We start from the raw sequence: 17,600 nt of genomic DNA, 5'->3' as shown, positions 1-17,600 counted from the left end.
TGTACATTGCAACTTAAGCTAGACTTCTGCATTTCAACCGCCATGGAGGAAGAACTAGACCAAGGCCCCATAGGGCGCCGATTAGGGCGACGACTTTTTGTCTATGTGATTCTATTTCTATTGCTGGTCGGCTTTCTCATATTATGGTTCAGCCGGATATCCATCGCCGATAATTTCGTGCGCTCGCAACTCGATGATCTGGGCATAGAGGCCAACTATGAGATTGAGGATATCGGTTTCCGAAAACAGATTATCCGCAATTTGGTGATCGGTGACCCCGAACGGCCCGATTTGACGGCCGATCTGGTCGAAATTGGCAATAGTCTTGGAACAGAGGGTGCCGGAATAAACTGGGTCAGGGCAACGGGGGTCAAGGCGTTTGGTCGTTTGAAAGACGGCAAGCTTTCCTTCGGTGCCCTCGACAAATTTTCTGATCCGGAAGATACCAGCCCCCTGGCATTGCCCGATATTGCGCTGACCCTCGAAAATGCGCAGTTGCGAATCGACAGTGACTTTGGCGCGGTTGGATTGGCACTAAACGGGTCTGGCAATCTGCATGACGGCTTCCAAGGCGAACTCGCGGCAGTGAGCAAGAATTTGGATATCGCAGGCTGCTCTATTTCTGAGCCCAGCTATTTCGGTGAGATTGCCATTGCCGGGCGCAAACCGCGCTTGAATGGTCCATTGCGGTTTCCCGATCTGCAATGTCCTGATCAAGACATGTCGGCCAAAGATGTGGGTATCCAGCTCGCATTGGAATTGGGGCAGGATTTTACCAGCTGGTCGGGGGATGCCGGTATATCAGGCGGACCTATGGTCTATGCCGATTATAGTGCCAAGGAAATCAAGTCGACAATCGGTTTTAACGGCAATCTGGACCGCTCCAGTGGCAATATCGATGTCACAACCAACGGTGTGCAATCACCCTATGGCCGCGCCGATATCGCGCGTGTTAGTGGACCTTTTCAATTTGGCTATGGTGATGATCCGATAACAGCGCGGTTTGAAGGCGCCCCAGAAATCCGTTCGGCGAGAATTTCCGCCAACCTGCTCAGGCAAACTGCCGAACTGGCAAAATCAGCCGATGGTACGCCGGTTGGGCCTATCGCCTCCAAATTGGCCACAGCTATCCGTAATGCAGGCAATTCTCTGAATCTAACGGGTGACATCCGATTTGATAGGGGAGCGGCGGGAAGCAAGCTGGCAATCAATGCGTTGAATGTAATTTCCCGTTCGGGAGGAGAGATGGAGCTGGATGACGCCATTTTGCTCACCTTTGTTAATGATGATGTGAAGATGCTCGCGCAAGGCGATCTGCTGCTCAATGGCGGAGGCTTCCCCGATGCCAGGATAGATTTGAACGACGGCAGTCTGGCGCGCGGCTTTGCTGGCAGTGTCAATATCGCTGCCTATCAGGCCGGAACCGCAAATCTCAATATTCCAAGCCTGAGTTTCGCGCCCGCGCCGGGCGGGGGTACGAATTTCGATGGTCGTCTGATCTTGTCCGGGCCGTTGCCAGACGGTCAGATCACCGGGCTTCAAGTGCCGATTAACGGCAGTTTTGGTAAGCGAGGGAGCTTCTCTTTGTTCCGCGAATGTGTTGATCTGCAATTTGCGAGCCTGCGCACGGCATCATTTGTCGCCGGGCCGACGCGGACACGGCTATGCCCAGAGGGGCGACGCGGAATCGTTTCCAGCCAGGGTGCAGGTGTCAATATCGCGGCTCGCGCCCCTTCTTTTAATTTGACCGGAACCGTTGGTGGGACGCCGCTTTCGCTTTCCAGTGGCGCACTTGGTTTTTCGATGGCCAATGGCGTTACGGCACAAGATGTTTCGCTGCGCTTGGGGGCAGCGGACAGCATGACCAAATTTGATATGGCGCGGGTCAGTGCTGCTTTCGGTCGCACGATTACCGGTAAAGTGACTGGCGCAGAGGGGCAGATCGCAAATGTTCCTTTGCTATTGAATGAAGTGGAAGGTGACTGGCGCTATCTCGATGGCGCGTTTCTGGCTGACGCACAGCTGCGGGTAAGGGATGAAAAGCAGGTTGAGCGTTTCCGGCCGCTGATCAGCAGGAATGTCCAGATCAAATTCACGGACGGTCAAATATCGGCTGAAGGCTTGCTGCTCGAGCCAACGACTGAGCGTGCAGTGGCAACTGTCAACATGGTCCATGTTCTGGAGAACAGCACAGGTGAAGCCTTGATTGAGGTTTCCGATCTGACCTTTGATGAGCGACTACAGCCGGAATTGCTAACGCCTTTGACGCTCGGGGTTATTGCCAATGTGAACGGAACGATCAACGGTTCAGGTCAAATCAATTGGGACGATCAAAGTGATGGTATCCGCAGTACAGGATCCTTTCGTACCGAATCCGTCAATCTGGCGGCGGCATTTGGTCCTGTTACCGGACTGGCAGGTGAAATTAAATTCTCGGACTTGCTGGGACTTGAAACAGAGGCAGGGCAATTAATCCGAATGGCCGAGGTTAATCCCGGCGTAGCCGCCTTTAACGGCCGGCTATTCTATCGCTTGCTGCCCGACTATAAAATGCAGGTGGAAGGCGGCCAATGGCCCTTTGCAGGCGGAATGCTTTATCTTGAGCCGACTATCTTCGATCTTGGCGAGGAAGCCGAGAGAAAACTGGTATTCACCGTTGTCGGCGTCGATGCGGCCCAGTTTCTGACCCAATTTGACTTTGAAAATATGACGGCGACCGGGGTTTTTGACGGCAAATTGCCGATGGTTTTTGATCAGGATGGCGGGCGCATTGCCGGCGGATATCTGGTAGCGCGTAAAGGTGGCGGTTCGCTATCCTATGTCGGTGAGTTGACCTATGAAGATATGGGGACTTTCGCAAACTTTGCCTTTAATGCGTTGAAATCACTGAAATATGAGCAGCTTACGATCGGTATGGATGGCGCCATCGACGGTGAGATTATCACCGAAGTGAAATTTGCCGGGCTGCAACAGGGTGATTCTGCCAGTAAAAACTTCATTACGAAGCAAATTGCCAGGGTTCCGCTCGAATTTAATGTCCGGATACAAGCGCCATTCATGCAATTGATGAGCAGTGCGAAAGCCTTTTATGAGCCAGAAATACTGGTCGGCCAAAACTTGCCAGCGTTGCTAAGGGCGCAGGAAGAGCGGGCTTCAGAGGCCGCAAAAGCACTAAAAGGCAATTCTGAATCAACTGTTCAGCCACGGGAAAGCGATAATGAGCCATAAGATATGCCAATTGACGGATCGGTCTGGAAATGCGATTCGATCAGTTATGAAGAGTAGGAAGACAACCGGCCTGATATCGGGTGTCGCCTTGGGGCTAAGTGCCGTTCTGGCAGGATGTGTGCAGGTTTCTGCGCCCGACAAACCCATCGTGATCAACCTGAATATCAATATTAAACAAGAGGTCGTGTATCGTCTTGATGGCGATGCGAAAGATTTGATTAACAGTGAAGCGGAGATTTTCTGATGTTTGAGTTTATACGGAAAAATAAGGCGGCGGCCATTGTTGGCGGCTTGGCTTTAACCGCAATTGTCGCAACGCCGGTCATGGCACAGCGCGATCCAGCTTATGCAGCGGCGCGTGCTTCTGGCGCGATTGGTGAGAAGCCAGACGGCTATCTCGGTTATGTGAGCTCCCCATCGGCATCGGTAAAAGCCATGGTTGAAGATTTGAATATTAAGCGCAAGGCCGCATATACCCGCAAGGCGCAGGAAACCAATTCGACGGTGGAGCAGTTCGCCTTTACCTCGGGATGCAATCTGATCATGCGCACAGTGGCGGGTGAAAAATACCAGGCGCCCGATGGCAGCTGGCAGACCAGAACATCGGCAGCACCCATCCGGGACGCACGTTGCCCCTGACGCCAATATGGACCAATTTTAGCACATTGGGCGCGTTGATAATATCAGCGCGCCCATTTTCGATTCAAATCGTTGATTTATTATCGAATTTTCTGCAGTGCAGCATCGCTGTTGACTTGGCGCATCCGCTTTTCTAAACGGGCGCGGTTAGCGGGGCTGCTCGCTGCCGTGAGTAGAACCAGTTTAATTGGCTTTTGCGCTGATTATCAATAGTTTTGCAAAGAATCACGGCAGAGAATGGACCTGGTAAATCTGATGGACGATGATGCTAAGATAGAGGCGCTGAAAAAGCGGATCGATCAGGCAACGTCAGAAGAGGCGGTCAGATCAGGCAAAACCCAAAAAGGGGTCGATGATAATTATCGGCTCGGAAATCGGGTTTTGGCAGATTTGATTGCAGGCATTGGTGGCGGTGCATTGGTCGGCTGGGTGCTCGATCATTTCATCGGTACTTCGCCTTGGCTTCTTTTGATCTTCCTGTTTCTGGGGATCATCGTGGCGTTCAGAAACATTATTAAACTCTCAAACGAGAGCGCAAAGAAGCATAAATGAGTTTTGCGCACCGTTTAGAAAACAGGGGTCCCTTGCGTGGCGACTGAAGAAGGTAAAATCGATCCAATGTACCAGTTTGAGGTACAGACGATTTTGGAAGGCTTTTCACTAGGCGGACAGCAGATTGCGTTTACCAATAGCGCCGTCTGGATGTTGGTTGCGGTTGCAGGTCTGTGGCTATTCATGCTGGGCGGTATGAAGCGGGAACTCGTTCCTGGTCGCTGGCAAATGATGGTCGAGGGCTTTACCGGCTTTATCGACAATATGATGGAGGCCAATATCGGCCCAGCCGGCCGCAAATATGCGCCCTATGTATTTTCGTTGTTCATGTTTATCCTGTTTTCGAACGTTTTCGGCTTGCTGCCGGTAGGCGTCTTGGGATTGCATCCCTTTACCGTTACAAGCCATTTGACGGTGACCGGCGTGCTGGCGATCCTGAGCTTCTCGATCGTTCTGATTGTGGGCTTTGCCAAGCACAAGCTTCATTTCTTTTCTCTGTTCGTCCCGCACGGGACGCCGCTTCCGATGATACCCTTTATCTTTATCGTCGAGCTGCTGTCTTTTCTGGTTCGTCCTTTCAGCCTCGCGCTGCGTCTTTTTGTCGCGATGACCGCTGGTCATATTTTATTGAAGGTTCTGGCTGGTTTCGTGATCAACAGCACCAATGCCGGTGCGGGTTATGGTGTGCTGGTTGGTATCCCGAGTTTTGCGCTGATGATTGGTATCAGTGCTCTCGAATTGCTGGTGGCGGTTGTGCAGGCATATGTCTTTGCATTGCTGACATCACTTTACATAAATGATGCAGAAAATCTGCATTGATTTGAAACAAGACTTTATTTCCAAACGATATTTTTGAACAGGAGTAACTAACATGGACGCAGAAGCAGCAAAATTATTGGGCGCAGGTCTGGCAGCAATTGGTGCCGGTGTTGCCGCCGTAGGTGTGGGTAACGTATTCGGAAGCTTCCTGGAAAGCGCACTGCGCAATCCTTCCGCTGCTGACGGTCAACAGGGCCGTTTGTTCATTGGCTTTGCGGCTGCCGAACTTTTGGGTCTGCTGGCATTTGTTGTCGCAATGATCCTGATTTTCGTTGCCTAATATATGATATGAAACTGGCGGGGTGGCAGAAACGCCGCTCCGCTATTTCAAACTATTGGAGCCTCTGGTTCGATGCCACAAATTGATCAAATTGCCTTAACTTATGGATCCCAGATTTTCTGGCTTTTGCTGACTTTCGGGTTCACATTTCTTGTTATCGGTTTAGGCATGTTTCCGAAAATCCAGGGCACTGTTGATGCCCGGGACAAACGGATTGCAGACGATCTGGAGGCGGCGCGTGCTGCCAATTCCATGGCGGACGAGCTGGAAGAAAACTATCGCGTCAAAATGGAAAAAGACCGTAGCGAGGCTCAAGCTGTGGTGGAAGCCAGCAAGGCGAAAGCCAATGCAGCGGCCGAGAAGCGTAAAAGCAAAGCCAATGCCGATATAGCCGCTAAACTGGCTGCGGCAGAAGCGGATATCAAGGCACGTTCTGACGAAGCCCTGAAAGAAATTGAAGGCATTTCTGCGGAAGTTGCACAAGATATGGTTGCCAAAATCTCTGGTGCGAAAGTAACCAAAGCTGCGGCATTGAAAGAAACAAAGGCAGCTTTGAAACATGGTTGATTTCATTTATCTCGCTGCAGCTGCGGCTGACATTGCTATCCTTGCATCAGGTGCTGGTGAAGAGCATGTTACGCCTTCCGTATTCGGCATCTTCAATGCGACCGTGTTTGTTTCGCTGTCGATGCTGGTCGTTATCGGTCTGGTTCTTTGGAAAAAGGTACCCGCCGCTATCGGGGCGTCGCTTGACAAGAAAATTGCCGATATTCGCGAGCAACTGGATGAAGCCAAGAAGCTGCGGGAAGAATCCGAAGAGCTTCGTGCGAAATATGAATCCCGTTTGCGGGCGGCAGATGATGAAGCGGCCGAAATATTGGCTCAGGCCGAAAAAGAGGCTGAGCTTGTTGTCGCTGATGCCAAGAAAGCCACAACCGACCTGATTGCGCGTCGCAAGAAGATGGCTGAAGATAAGATCGCCGCCGCAGAGCGTTCTGCCATTGCAGAGGTTCGTGCCAAGGCTGCGGGAGCGGCAACCATTGCTGCCCAGAACCTTATCGTTGCCAATCATGATGCGACAGCGGACAAGTCAGTGATCGACAAAACGATCAGCGATCTGGGTACTAAGCTTAACTGATTCAAAGCATTTCGGTTATTATTGGGCGCTGGTAATCATCAGCGCCTGCGCTTAGATATATAGCATGTCCGGCCCGCAATCTCCCGACCGTTTTAATGAGGATAAGGCGACTTATGCCGTCCGCGGCAATGAGACGCCCGACCTTGAAACAGGCATGGCAGCGATTCGCGAAACTTTGAACACGCTGCCAACGCGGCCCGGTGTTTACCGGATGCAGGATAGCCGCGGCGAAGTGCTCTACGTTGGCAAGGCGCGATCTCTCAAAAACCGGGTTGGTTCTTACGTCCAGATGAATCGCTTGCCGCACCGGTTATTGCGGATGGTTGCCCAGACCCGGTCGATGACGATTATAACAACGGGTAGCGAGGCCGAAGCGCTGCTGCTTGAAGCGCAGCTGATCAAGAAATTTCGTCCTGCTTACAACGTTCTCCTGCGAGACGATAAGAGCTTTCCGTTCATCCTGCTGCGTGAAGATCATGACTTTCCGCGCATCCAGAAACATCGTGGGGCACAGAAAGCAAAGGGCAAGTATTTTGGTCCCTTTGCCAGCGCCGGTTCTGTAAACCAGACGCTCAACGCCTTGCAAAAACTCTTCCTCTTGCGTTCCTGCACGGACAGCTTTTTCAGCAACCGCTCGCGGCCCTGTTTACTCTATCAAATCAAACGCTGTTCGGCGCCTTGCGTCGACCGGATCAGCAAGGAAGACTATGCAGAGTTGGTTGAAGACTCTCGTAATTTCCTCTCAGGAAAATCCACCGAGGTGCAACAGAAACTCGGGGCACAGATGGAAAAGGCGTCCGAGGAACTCGATTTCGAAATGGCGGCTCTTTATCGCGATCGATTAAAGGCTCTGACATTCATCCAGGGCAATCAGGCGGTGAATGCAGCCGGTTTGCCTGACGCCGATATATTCGCGTTGGCAGCCAAGGGGTCAACTGTTTGCATACAAGCTTTTTTCATTCGCGGCGGCCAGAATTGGGGACATCGCAGTTTCTTTCCTGCCCACACGAGTAATGTCGAGATAGAAGAGGTTCTTTCCAGTTTCCTGATGCAATTTTACGATCGGATGCCACCACCCAAACTGGTGCTTCTGGATAGGAAGCTGCCGGACGGAGAATTGCTGGCCGAGGCACTGGGTACGCGCGCTGACTATAAAGTCAGTGTCTCGAAGCCGCAGCGCGGCGATCGTTTGAAATTACTCAAACAAGCGAGCCGTAATGCAGAAGAAGCCTTGGATCGACGTTTGGCGGAATCCTCTACTCAGGCGAAAATCATGCGGGAAATGGTCGACCTGCTGGAACTGGATGCGGTGCCGGATCGCATAGAAATATATGATAACAGCCATATTCAGGGCACAAATATGGTCGGCGGGATGGTGGTCGCCGGGCCCGAAGGGTTTCGCAAGAACGCCTATCGAAAATTCAATATCAAAAACCCGGATATCAATCCTGGTGACGACTTCGCGATGATGCGCGAAGTTCTGGAACGCCGTTTCGCACGGGCACAAAAAGAAGATCCTGACCGGGAGAAGGGCGAGTGGCCTGACCTGGTGCTGATTGACGGTGGCAAAGGACAAATGAGCGCTGCCAAGGATGCGCTTGCCGAAATCGGCGTAGAAGACGTCAACATGATCGGCGTTTCCAAGGGCCCCGACCGCAACGCCGGGCGTGAGACGTTCCATTTCATGGATGGACGAGAACTGAACCTGCCGGTCAACAGTCCGGTGCTCTTTTATCTTCAGCGGTTGCGGGATGAAGCGCATCGCTTTGCCATTGGCGCGCATCGTCAGAAACGCGCCAAATCGGTCGGGCATAGCTCGCTTGATGATGTGCCGGGAATCGGCCCAGCTCGTAAAAAGGCGATGTTGCTGCATTTCGGGACTGCGCGGGCTGTCAAGAACGCATCGCTGGAAGACCTTCAGGGCGCTCCCGGAGTTTCCGCAACCGTGGCGCAAAAAGTTTACGACTATTTTCATGGCTAATCTGCGAACCTCGGCCATCATCTGCTCTGTCCGTCAGCACGGAGAGCATGGCGCGGTTGTGCGATCCCTAACGCCCGACAATGGATTGATGGCAGGCTATGTGCGCGGAGCACGATCACGGACGATGCGGCCTGTTCTGATCCCGTCCAATATCGTGCAAGCCGATTATCGGGCGCGAACAGAAGATCAGCTGGCTTCCATGACTGCCGAGTTACAAAAGAGCCGGGGACCTTATCTCGGTGAACCGCTGGCCAGTTCTGCACTGGATTGGGTGACGGCGTTGACAGCCGCAATTCTGCCGGAAGAGCATAGCTATCCACAGCTCCATAGCGCGCTGTCGGCTTTGCTGGACGCGATATGCGGCGCGCCTTCGGCCAAGGGCTGGGCGGTGGCACTGGTGCGCTATGAGTTGCTTCTCTTGTCGGAACTGGGCTTTGGATTGTCGCTTGATAAATGCGCTGTGACCGGCGGTACTGAAGATCTTGTTTACATCAGCCCCAAAAGCGCATCTGCAGTGAGCAAAGGGGCAGGGCAATTATACAAGGACAAGCTCTTGCCATTGCCAACCTCTCTGAAAGACCCGGGCCGCCCCGAATGGGATGATATTTTCGATGGTTTGAAAGTCACTGGATTTTTCCTGAAGCGTCATTTCTTCCAGGATCGCCGTAATGACGTCATGGCAGCACGCTCGGTATTGGTGGATCGTCTAAAAAGGGTGGTTGCCTAATCGCCGTTTGCGCGGCAGGACGGCGCGCAAACTTCTAAGGAAAAGAAATGCATATTGCGGTGCTCGCCGGTGACGGCATTGGTCAGGAAATCATGGTCGAAGCCCTGCGCGTATTGGACGCTTTGGGACTCCCGGATTTGCGGTTGAATCATGCGGATGTTGGTGGCGTGGCCTATAAGAACCACGGTCATCCTTTGCCGCCAGCGACTCTGGAACTGGTCATGGCATCCGATGCGGTGCTATTTGGCGCTGTGGGTGATCCAGAATGCGATGACCTGGAACGGCATTTGCGTCCCGAACAAGCCGTGCTGGGGTTGCGCAAGGAAATGCAGACTTTTGCCAATTTGCGCCCTGCCAAAGCTTTTGCCGGGTTGGAAAACCTCTCGGCCCTGAAACCCGATGTGGCGGGTGCCATTGATCTGCTTATTTTGCGCGAATTGACTGGCGATATTTATTTCGGTGAAAAAGGTCAGCGGACGACTGATGCAGGTTTGCGTGAAGGCTATGACATCATGGCCTATAATGAACAGGAAATCAGCCGCATCGCGCATGTCGCGTTCAAGGCAGCACAAGGTCGCCGGAAAAAGCTTTGCTCGGTAGACAAGGCTAATGTGCTGCAAACATCGGTCCTGTGGCGTGCCGTCGTAAATGAAGTGGCTGTGGACTATCCGGATGTCGAACTGACTCACATGTATGTTGATAATGCCGCGATGCAGTTGGTGCGTAATCCGGGGCAATTTGATGTCATGCTGACGGGTAACATTTTTGGCGACATATTATCCGATCAGGCCAGCATGTGTGTAGGATCGATTGGGCTGCTCGCTTCCGCCTCTCTGGGTACCGGAACCCGCGGGCTTTACGAGCCTATTCACGGCAGCGCGCCGGATATCGCAGGGCAGGGGATCGCCAATCCTTCTGCCATGATATTGTCCACTGCAATGATGTTGCGGCACAGTTTTGGAATGGAGGATCAAGCCTTGCGGATCGAACGGGCTGTCGCTGATGTTCTTGAGCAAGGGATATTGGGCCATGATCTGGGTGGCAGCGCGTCGACCCGAGAAATTGGTGACGCGGTTGTCGCGCGGCTTGCCAGTTAGCCACTGATCGGCTTAGGAAAAGATATGAAAAGAGATACTGGTCAAAATCGCGAGATAACTAAAAACTGGCGTTCGGCGACAAAGGCCATTCGCAGCGGAACGATGCGCAGCGAATTTGGGGAAACATCAGAAGCCTTGTTCCTGACTTCTGGCTACACGTATGACTGTGCCGAAGATGCCGCTGCACGCTTTAATGGCGAACAAGTCGGTATGACCTACAGCCGCTTGCAAAACCCGACAGTTCAGATGCTGGAAGAGCGAATTGCAGTGATGGAAGGGGCCGACGCCTGTCGCGCGACGGCTTCTGGTATGGCCGCAATGACCGCCGCGTTATTGTGCCAATTGGAAGCTGGCGATCATGTGGTTGCAAGCCGTGCGCTATTTGGTTCCTGTCGCTGGCTGACCGATAGCTTGTTACCGAAATTCGGAATCGAAACGACCGTCATTGATGGCCGAGAGATCGAAAATTGGGAACAGGCAATCACGCCGAAAACCAAGGTGTTTTTCTTTGAAACGCCTGCCAACCCAACAATGGACGTAATCGATCTACGCTCTGTCTGCGATCTGGCGCGATCGAAAGGCATTACCAGTGTCGTTGATAATGCTTTTGCTACGAATGTCCTGCAACGCCCGATGGAATTCGGCGCTGACGTTGTCGCCTATAGCGCGACCAAAATGATGGATGGGCAGGGCCGTGTACTGGCCGGCGCTGTTTGTGGCACGGAAGAGTTTATCGAGGAAACTTTGCTTGCCTTTACGCGAAACACGGGGCCGACTCTGAGCGCGTTCAATGCATGGGTGATTTTAAAGGGACTCGAAACGCTCGATCTGCGCATCCGCAAACAGAGTAATAATGCCATCGAGGTCGGAAAGTTTTTAGAGCAGCGGGTAGAGAAAATATTGTACCCGGGTCTGCCAAGTCACCCGCAACATAATCTTGCGATGAGCCAGATGGAGGCGGCAGGGCCGATCTTTTCGCTCTATGTTGGAGGTGGTCGCAAGCAGGCTCATGGACTGCTTAACGCATTGAACCTTATAGATATTTCAAACAATATTGGCGATAGTCGTTCACTCATGTGCCATCCGGCATCGACCACGCATCATGGGTTGGGTGAGGAAGCGCGATTGGAAATCGGGATTACCGAAGATATGCTCAGGATCAATGTCGGCCTCGAAGACCCGATCGACTTGATCGAAGATTTGGATCAAGCCCTTTCGTCTGTCGGTCTTTGACGCTATTATAAGTTGATGATGCAGGCGTTCTTTCCATTTTCAGAAACCACCGACGGGGTAACCGTACGGGTGTCCGTAACCTTTCTGCCCGAGCAATCGGATATCGACGGGCTGCGTTGGTTTTGGGCCTATCACATCCGAATCGAAAATGAGCGCGATACAGCGGTCCAGTTGCTAACCCGGCATTGGCGCATTTCTGATGCCCGTGGGGCCCTGCACCGGGTGGATGGTGACGGTGTGATTGGGGAACAGCCGATTATCCAGCCCGGAAAATCTCATGACTATGTTTCAGGTTGTCCGCTCAATACCCCGAGCGGAGCGATGGCCGGGCATTTCATGTTTGTGGGTTCTGCGCCGGACGCCTTTGAAGTCCGCATTCCTCATTTTCCTCTTTCTGCGCCAACCGTAGAACAATGAAGCGGACCCATTTGCCGCTCAACGGGCTTCGCGTGCTCGATGCCGCAGCACGGCATCTCAGCTTCACGCGCGCTGCGGATGAACTGGCTGTAACGCCAGCTGCTGTTGGACAGCAGATCCGTGCGCTTGAGGATATGCTGGGTGTCGTGATGTTCAGACGCACACCAAAGGGTCTGGAGCTGACAGATGAAGCTGCTGCTGGTCTGGACGCGTTGCGATCCGGTTTCCTGGAATTCGAAGACGCGGTACGGGCGATGCAGGCAGGGCAATCATCGCATAAACTGACGATAGCCGCGCCGCGCGATTTGACCGCTAAATGGCTGAATGAACGGCTCGCAAAATATTCGCAAGACAACAGGGATGTCAGCTTCGCGATTGTTGCCTCTGAAGGCGGTGCAGACTTTACCGAAGCGAATCTTGACCTGGCGATCGGGTTGACAGATGGCCCCGGCGAGAATGAAGGCGTGATTATCGGCGACACCATGTTCGTTAAAGTGGCTGCGCCGGGCGGCAAGCCGGGCCAGAAAATTGACTGGCCGGGGTGCCCCATTTCGGAAGGTGAAGAGACTCTAATGCGGGTTGCCGATGGCGGCCTGGCAATCGAGGCTGCTGCCAATGGCTTTGGTCATGCCTGGGTGCCGAAAATGTTGGTGCAACAAGATATTGCGGCAGGCCGCGTTCAAGTTATCGGTGAGGACAGCAAATCCTCCCGTGGGTACTGGCTGGTTGCTCCGCTGCCGCAATGGCGGCAGAAAAAGGTCAAGGCATTGGTTGCCGCACTAACGGCATGACCTTCCCCATTTTGTCGACGGAACGGCTGCGTTTGCGCCCATTGCATGTCGATGATGCGGAGGCCCTTCATCCTGCTTTTGCAGATGAGGATTTAATGCGCTGGTGGTCTAGCGGACCGCATAAAACAGTTACGGAAACGCGGGACTATGTGGCCCAAAATTGCGAAGGCACGCGCTGGCAAACCTGGGCAATCACCACAGTCCAGGACGATACGGCGCTTGGTTGGGTTGTCCTTATCAAGTCCGAAGATCGTCCGAATGTCAGAGAAATTGGTTATATTCTGAACCGTTCCGCTTGGGGAGCAGGAATGGCGCGAGAGTCTGTGGACCGGGTGATCCAATATGGCTTTGAAGAACTAGGTCTCCGACGAATCTGCGCCGATGTTGATCCTGACAATGTGTCTTCAATCAAACTGCTTAAAATTCTGGGCTTTCAACAGGAAGCGCATTTGCGACAGGAATCGGAAACGCATATCGGAATCCGAGACAGTTTGATTTTTGGATTGCTGCATGATGATTGGCAGAACGCCGGGCAACGATCTAACGAGCGGCGACCAGATTCAACAATCGGTTCATCATCAGCGTGAATCTCTCATTATCGACCGGCGCTTCGCTGTTGTTCCAGCTTCCCGAAAACGCGTAGGTCTTGCCTGATTTCGACTTGGTCAAAAAGGCGAAGGATATGACGCCCGGTTCCGAACCGCCTTTGCCGCCAATATAGCTCCAGCGCAGAGCATCTCCTGGCGGGATTAAGGGGTTGATCTTGAGGATATTCTTTACCACTGGATCCTCAATTTCCTCGATAATCTTTAACAGCCCGGTAATATCGGAAGGCGCGGCAAACCATTCTATCGTATCAATATGTTGCGGTTTGTTTGCCAGATTGCTGATCTCGATCGATTCCGGAGAGAGTCCGATGCTATATCTGCTGAGCAAATCCCTTTGTTCATTGTTGCTTGCAGTGACATAGAGCTCCCGAACATCCGCATTATTTGGCATTTTCAGATCAAAAAACTCGACGGTGTTCAGCATCGGAAGTGTCTTGTCAGGCGCGCTATGGCCGCTTTTATACACGATATCATCGATCGCCTTACTGCCAAGTTCGGTCATCAATATGTCCGTTGCGGTATTATCGCTCACGGAAATCATCAGTGTCGCCAGGGCTTGCAGCGTCATCGGTGTTCCTTCCGGCCAGTCTTGCAAAATTCCGGACGGCAGCGACTTTCGATAAAGCGGAACAACGTCGCTCCAATCCCGATCACTATTGGCTATTCTGGTCGAGAGTGCAGCAAGGACATAGAGTTTGAATGTGGAACCGATGGCAAATTGTCGATCCGCATTTAGAGATGCCATGATGCTTGCTTGATCTGGGCCAATTTCGGCGATCTCGAACCCGGCAGCGCCAGGTAGCGATTCCATCTCGCGCTTGATCTTGTCGATGTTGTCGTCGGTCATATTGGCACCGGTGACTTGCAGCCCGATCACGGGATAAGGCGCCGCACTATCGAGAACCATGCGCATTGCCAAAGTCGCTTTGCTATAAGCAATTTCGACGGTTCCATCCTGTTTGCTCGCCGGGATGATGCGAGCGATTGTCAGAGGTTTGCCATATTGCGCTTGGAGTTGTGCTACCAACGCCCGCAACTGGGTCACCGGTATTGCATCAAGAAATGAGCTTGCGAAGAACTGCTCCTCTTTTTGCGATCCTTTTAGAATGTCGAGAAGTTCGGACGCGCGGTCCTGATATTCTGAAGAAACGGTCGTCATTTGTTCCGCCCTTGCTGGAGAGGGAACCCCTGAGACGGAAATAATCGCAAAAACTAGGAAAATCCAGAACCGGCTTAACCGATCAAGCATCAATCGCCTCTTCATCAAGACTGGCGGCATTTTGCTGAATGAAATTGAACCGATGTTCAGGGTTCTTGCCCATGAGCCGATCTACAAGATCTTTCACGACCGCCCGGTTTTCATATTCCTGCGGTAACGTGACGCGGAACAAGGACCGGGTCTCCGGATCCATGGTCGTTTCTTTCAATTGCGATGGGTTCATTTCGCCAAGGCCTTTAAACCGGCTAACCTCAACCTTTTTGCCCTTAAAAGGCCCGTTCTCGATTTCGGCACGCGCTTCGTCATCCTGCGCATATAGGCTCTTGCCGCCCGCCGTCAGACGATAAAGTGGGGGGCGGGCAAGGAATAAATGGCCTTGTCGAACCAGCTCCGGCATCTCCTGAAAGAAATAGGTCATCAGCAGCGTCGCGATATGTGCACCATCAACATCAGCATCGGTCATGATTATCACGCGTTCATAGCGCAAATTATCGGGATCACAATCCTTGCGGGTACCACAGCCTAGCGCCAGCGTCAGATCGGCAATTTCCGAATTTGCAAAAATCTTGGCGCTGTTGGCCGATGCGACATTGAGGATCTTGCCGCGTATCGGCAAGATTGCCTGCGTCTTGCGGTTACGCGCCTGTTTGGCTGAGCCGCCAGCACTGTCGCCTTCGACGATGAACATTTCCGTGCCAGCTGGATCATTGCCGGAACAATCGGTGAGCTTGCCCGGCAGGCGCACCTTGCGCCCGCTGGTGGCCGTTTTGCGTTTGACTTCGCGTTCGGCTTTGCGCTTCAGCCTCTCATCCATGCGCTCCATGACGAAACCGAGCAGCGCTTTGCCGCGATCCATATTGTCGGTCAGGAAATGGTCGAAATGATCACGCACCGCATTTTCAACATATTTCGCGGCTTCGGGCGAGGTCAGCCGGTCTTTGGTCTGGCTCTGAAATTGAGGTTCGCGGATGAACACCGACAGCATCATTTCGCCGCCCGAGATTATATCATCGGCGGTAAGTTGTGATGCCTTTTTGAGCTGCACCAATTCACCAAAGGCACGCATGCCTTTGACCAGGGCGTTACGCAGGCCCGTTTCATGGGTGCCGCCATTGGGCGTCGGGATGGTGTTGCAATACCAGCTATAACTGCCATCCGTCCAGATCGGCCAGGTAATGGCCCATTCGACGCGGCCCGCGCTGTCGGGAAAGTCCTGACTGCCGGCAAAGAAGTCGGTTGTTACACATTCGCGGCCACTAAGTTGTTCACGCAAATGATCGGACAACCCGCCCGGAAACTGGAACACCGCTTCAGCAGGAACATCATCACTGGCTTGCTCCGGATCGCATTTCCAACGGATTTCGACGCCCGCATAGAGATAGGCTTTTGAGCGCGCCATCTTGAACAAGCGTGACGGTTTGAATTTGTTGCCCTCACCAAAAATTTCAGTGTCTGGTATGAATGAGATACTGGTCCCGCGTCGATTGGGGGTGCTGCCGACCTCTTCGAGTTTCGATACAGCATTGCCCTGCGAAAAGGACTGACGATAAATGGTCTTGTTGCGCGCCACTTCCACCACGGTGTCAGACGACAAGGCATTGACAACCGAAACGCCAACGCCGTGCAGGCCGCCTGATGTGGCATAGGCTTTGTCAGAAAACTTACCACCGGAGTGCAACGTCGTCATGATGACTTCCAGCGCAGATTTGTCTGGAAATTTAGGGTGTGGATCCACCGGAATCCCGCGTCCATTGTCAGTAACTGTCAAACGGTTTTCGCTATCAAGGGTGATTTCGATACGGCTTGCATGGCCGGCGACTGCCTCGTCCATGCTGTTGTCAATGACTTCGGCAGCCAAATGATGGAGCGCCCGTTCATCAACGCCGCCGATATACATGCCGGGACGTTTGCGAACAGGTTCCAGACCTTCCAATACCTCAATCGCAGAGGCATCATATTCACCGGACTTCGAAGTGGTTGGCGGATCGGCGCCAAAAAGATCATCGGACATAATGACCCTATAAGAGCGTCAGAGTCAGACTGGCAAGAGGCTTATTGGGCCTCTTGCCAAATGGTCTGTAAAATATAACCTTGTTGGCTGTTTTAGCGGACTCTTGGGCCGCCAAAGGGCAGTGGCGGAGGCGCCCTACGCGCACCGCGAGGCAGTTGTGCCTGAAACGCCCGGCCGCAATGCTCTACGCAATATGGAAAACCCGGGTTGACCTCTTCACCACAGAAGTGGAAATCCGGTTCGCCAGGGTGATTCATCGGCCAGCGACAAATCTTGTCATTCAAATCGAGCAGGCTTGTCTTGTCAGCCATCTCTTCGCTGGGCTTGGCCGGTACCAGACGCCGAGGCGGCGCCGGTGGAATAGGAGCCTGTTGATCGCCGGGTCCTTGACGCAAGAAACCTCCGGGTCCGACCGAGACGATTTTCGGTCCATCAGGCTTCGGCATTTTTGACTGCTGAGCCGCATGGGTGCGCGCTGCTGGCGTTGGCGGTGGCATTGCGCGGCGAGCCACATGTTCTTCTTTTTGTTTCGGTTTCTTGGTTGCTTTGACCGCCGCCTTTTTCGGCTTTGCTACCGGTTTATCGGTCTTTGCTGTTTTTGCTTTGGCTTTTACCGGTGACGGACGTGACTTCAGGCCAAGGCGATGCGCCTTGCCGATGACCGCATTACGGCTGACGCCGCCTAGTTCTTCGGCAATCTGACTCGCGGTCAAGCCTTTTTCCCACATCTGTTTCAGATGATCGATACGTTCGTCGGTCCAAGCCATGCAAAATCCTGTGTATTGTCGGTTCACCACCAATATAGGCTTTGTGCCCGTATAATCAATCATACGGAACCAAGGCCGATATAATATGGGTTG

18 protein-coding genes are annotated in these 17,600 nt (G+C 52.9%); 15 read left to right on the top strand and 3 right to left on the bottom strand.

Annotation, left to right across the window (positions count from 1 at the left end):
- Positions 1 to 105 precede the first annotated feature (105 nt).
- From ACO6S1_RS18420 to ACO6S1_RS18350, 15 genes are all read left to right on the top strand, one after another.
- Complete coding sequence (locus ACO6S1_RS18420) at positions 106 to 3,228, top strand: intermembrane phospholipid transport protein YdbH family protein (protein ID WP_422343999.1); 3,123 nt, start codon at positions 106 to 108, stop codon at positions 3,226 to 3,228.
- A gap of 46 nt (positions 3,229 to 3,274) precedes the next feature.
- Positions 3,275 to 3,472: a YnbE family lipoprotein gene (locus ACO6S1_RS18415; RefSeq protein WP_108812705.1), complete on the top strand. Its 198-nt coding sequence runs from the start codon at positions 3,275 to 3,277 to the stop codon at positions 3,470 to 3,472.
- Positions 3,472 to 3,867 (top strand): YdbL family protein, encoded by a 396-nt coding sequence (locus ACO6S1_RS18410; protein ID WP_422343998.1) that lies wholly within the window; start codon positions 3,472 to 3,474, stop codon positions 3,865 to 3,867. The genes ACO6S1_RS18415 and ACO6S1_RS18410 overlap by 1 nt, the downstream gene beginning before the upstream one ends.
- Positions 3,868 to 4,104: 237 nt before the next feature.
- Entirely contained in the window at positions 4,105 to 4,419 is a 315-nt protein-coding gene (locus ACO6S1_RS18405) for an AtpZ/AtpI family protein (protein WP_422343997.1), read from the top strand.
- Positions 4,420 to 4,455: 36 nt separating this feature from the next.
- Positions 4,456 to 5,238: a F0F1 ATP synthase subunit A gene (locus ACO6S1_RS18400; RefSeq protein WP_422343996.1), complete on the top strand. Its 783-nt coding sequence runs from the start codon at positions 4,456 to 4,458 to the stop codon at positions 5,236 to 5,238.
- 52 nt (positions 5,239 to 5,290) lie between these two features.
- Positions 5,291 to 5,518: a F0F1 ATP synthase subunit C gene (locus tag ACO6S1_RS18395; protein ID WP_108809819.1), complete on the top strand. Its 228-nt coding sequence runs from the start codon at positions 5,291 to 5,293 to the stop codon at positions 5,516 to 5,518.
- Between the two features lie 72 nt (positions 5,519 to 5,590).
- On the top strand, positions 5,591 to 6,085 hold the full coding sequence (locus ACO6S1_RS18390; protein ID WP_422343995.1) for an ATPase: 495 nt from the start codon (positions 5,591 to 5,593) through the stop codon (positions 6,083 to 6,085).
- On the top strand, positions 6,078 to 6,656 hold the full coding sequence (locus tag ACO6S1_RS18385; RefSeq protein WP_422343994.1) for a F0F1 ATP synthase subunit B: 579 nt from the start codon (positions 6,078 to 6,080) through the stop codon (positions 6,654 to 6,656). Before ACO6S1_RS18390 ends, ACO6S1_RS18385 begins: the two co-directional genes overlap by 8 nt.
- Positions 6,657 to 6,720: 64 nt before the next feature.
- Positions 6,721 to 8,637 carry an excinuclease ABC subunit UvrC gene (gene uvrC / locus ACO6S1_RS18380; RefSeq protein ID WP_422343993.1) on the top strand — a complete coding sequence of 639 codons (1,917 nt, stop codon included), beginning with the start codon at positions 6,721 to 6,723 and terminating at the stop codon, positions 8,635 to 8,637.
- Positions 8,630 to 9,364: a DNA repair protein RecO gene (gene recO / locus ACO6S1_RS18375; RefSeq protein ID WP_422343992.1), complete on the top strand. Its 735-nt coding sequence runs from the start codon at positions 8,630 to 8,632 to the stop codon at positions 9,362 to 9,364. Before uvrC ends, recO begins: the two co-directional genes overlap by 8 nt.
- A 47-nt stretch (positions 9,365 to 9,411) precedes the next feature.
- On the top strand, positions 9,412 to 10,461 hold the full coding sequence (gene leuB, locus ACO6S1_RS18370) for a 3-isopropylmalate dehydrogenase (protein WP_422343991.1): 1,050 nt from the start codon (positions 9,412 to 9,414) through the stop codon (positions 10,459 to 10,461).
- A 24-nt stretch (positions 10,462 to 10,485) separates the two neighbouring features.
- The gene (locus ACO6S1_RS18365) at positions 10,486 to 11,694 is read left to right on the top strand and encodes a trans-sulfuration enzyme family protein (protein WP_422343990.1); all 1,209 of its coding nucleotides are present in this window, start codon (positions 10,486 to 10,488) and stop codon (positions 11,692 to 11,694) included.
- 18 nt (positions 11,695 to 11,712) lie between these two features.
- Positions 11,713 to 12,111 (top strand): Co2+/Mg2+ efflux protein ApaG, encoded by a 399-nt coding sequence (apaG, locus tag ACO6S1_RS18360; protein ID WP_422346236.1) that lies wholly within the window; start codon positions 11,713 to 11,715, stop codon positions 12,109 to 12,111.
- On the top strand, positions 12,108 to 12,902 hold the full coding sequence (locus ACO6S1_RS18355) for a LysR family transcriptional regulator (RefSeq protein ID WP_422343989.1): 795 nt from the start codon (positions 12,108 to 12,110) through the stop codon (positions 12,900 to 12,902). The genes apaG and ACO6S1_RS18355 overlap by 4 nt, the downstream gene beginning before the upstream one ends.
- Positions 12,899 to 13,489 carry a GNAT family N-acetyltransferase gene (locus ACO6S1_RS18350; protein ID WP_422343988.1) on the top strand — a complete coding sequence of 197 codons (591 nt, stop codon included), beginning with the start codon at positions 12,899 to 12,901 and terminating at the stop codon, positions 13,487 to 13,489. The genes ACO6S1_RS18355 and ACO6S1_RS18350 overlap by 4 nt, the downstream gene beginning before the upstream one ends.
- Here ACO6S1_RS18350 and ACO6S1_RS18345 read toward each other — a convergent pair.
- From ACO6S1_RS18345 to ACO6S1_RS18335, 3 genes are all read right to left on the bottom strand, one after another.
- The gene (locus tag ACO6S1_RS18345) at positions 13,443 to 14,669 is read right to left on the bottom strand and encodes a serine hydrolase (RefSeq protein ID WP_422343987.1); all 1,227 of its coding nucleotides are present in this window, start codon (positions 14,667 to 14,669) and stop codon (positions 13,443 to 13,445) included. The two genes, ACO6S1_RS18350 and ACO6S1_RS18345, sit on opposite strands and share 47 nt — an antisense overlap.
- A gap of 82 nt (positions 14,670 to 14,751) precedes the next feature.
- Complete coding sequence (gene parE, locus ACO6S1_RS18340; RefSeq protein ID WP_422343986.1) at positions 14,752 to 16,740, bottom strand: DNA topoisomerase IV subunit B; 1,989 nt, start codon at positions 16,738 to 16,740, stop codon at positions 14,752 to 14,754.
- A gap of 92 nt (positions 16,741 to 16,832) precedes the next feature.
- Complete coding sequence (locus ACO6S1_RS18335; RefSeq protein WP_422343985.1) at positions 16,833 to 17,507, bottom strand: GcrA family cell cycle regulator; 675 nt, start codon at positions 17,505 to 17,507, stop codon at positions 16,833 to 16,835.
- Between the last annotated feature and the right edge of the window lie 93 nt (positions 17,508 to 17,600).

This window comes from Parasphingorhabdus sp. (assembly GCF_965233695.1).
GTDB lineage: Bacteria > Pseudomonadota > Alphaproteobacteria > Sphingomonadales > Sphingomonadaceae > Parasphingorhabdus.
The sequence above is the reverse complement of the archived record's forward strand: the minus strand, read 5'-3'. Positions and strand labels throughout refer to the sequence as shown.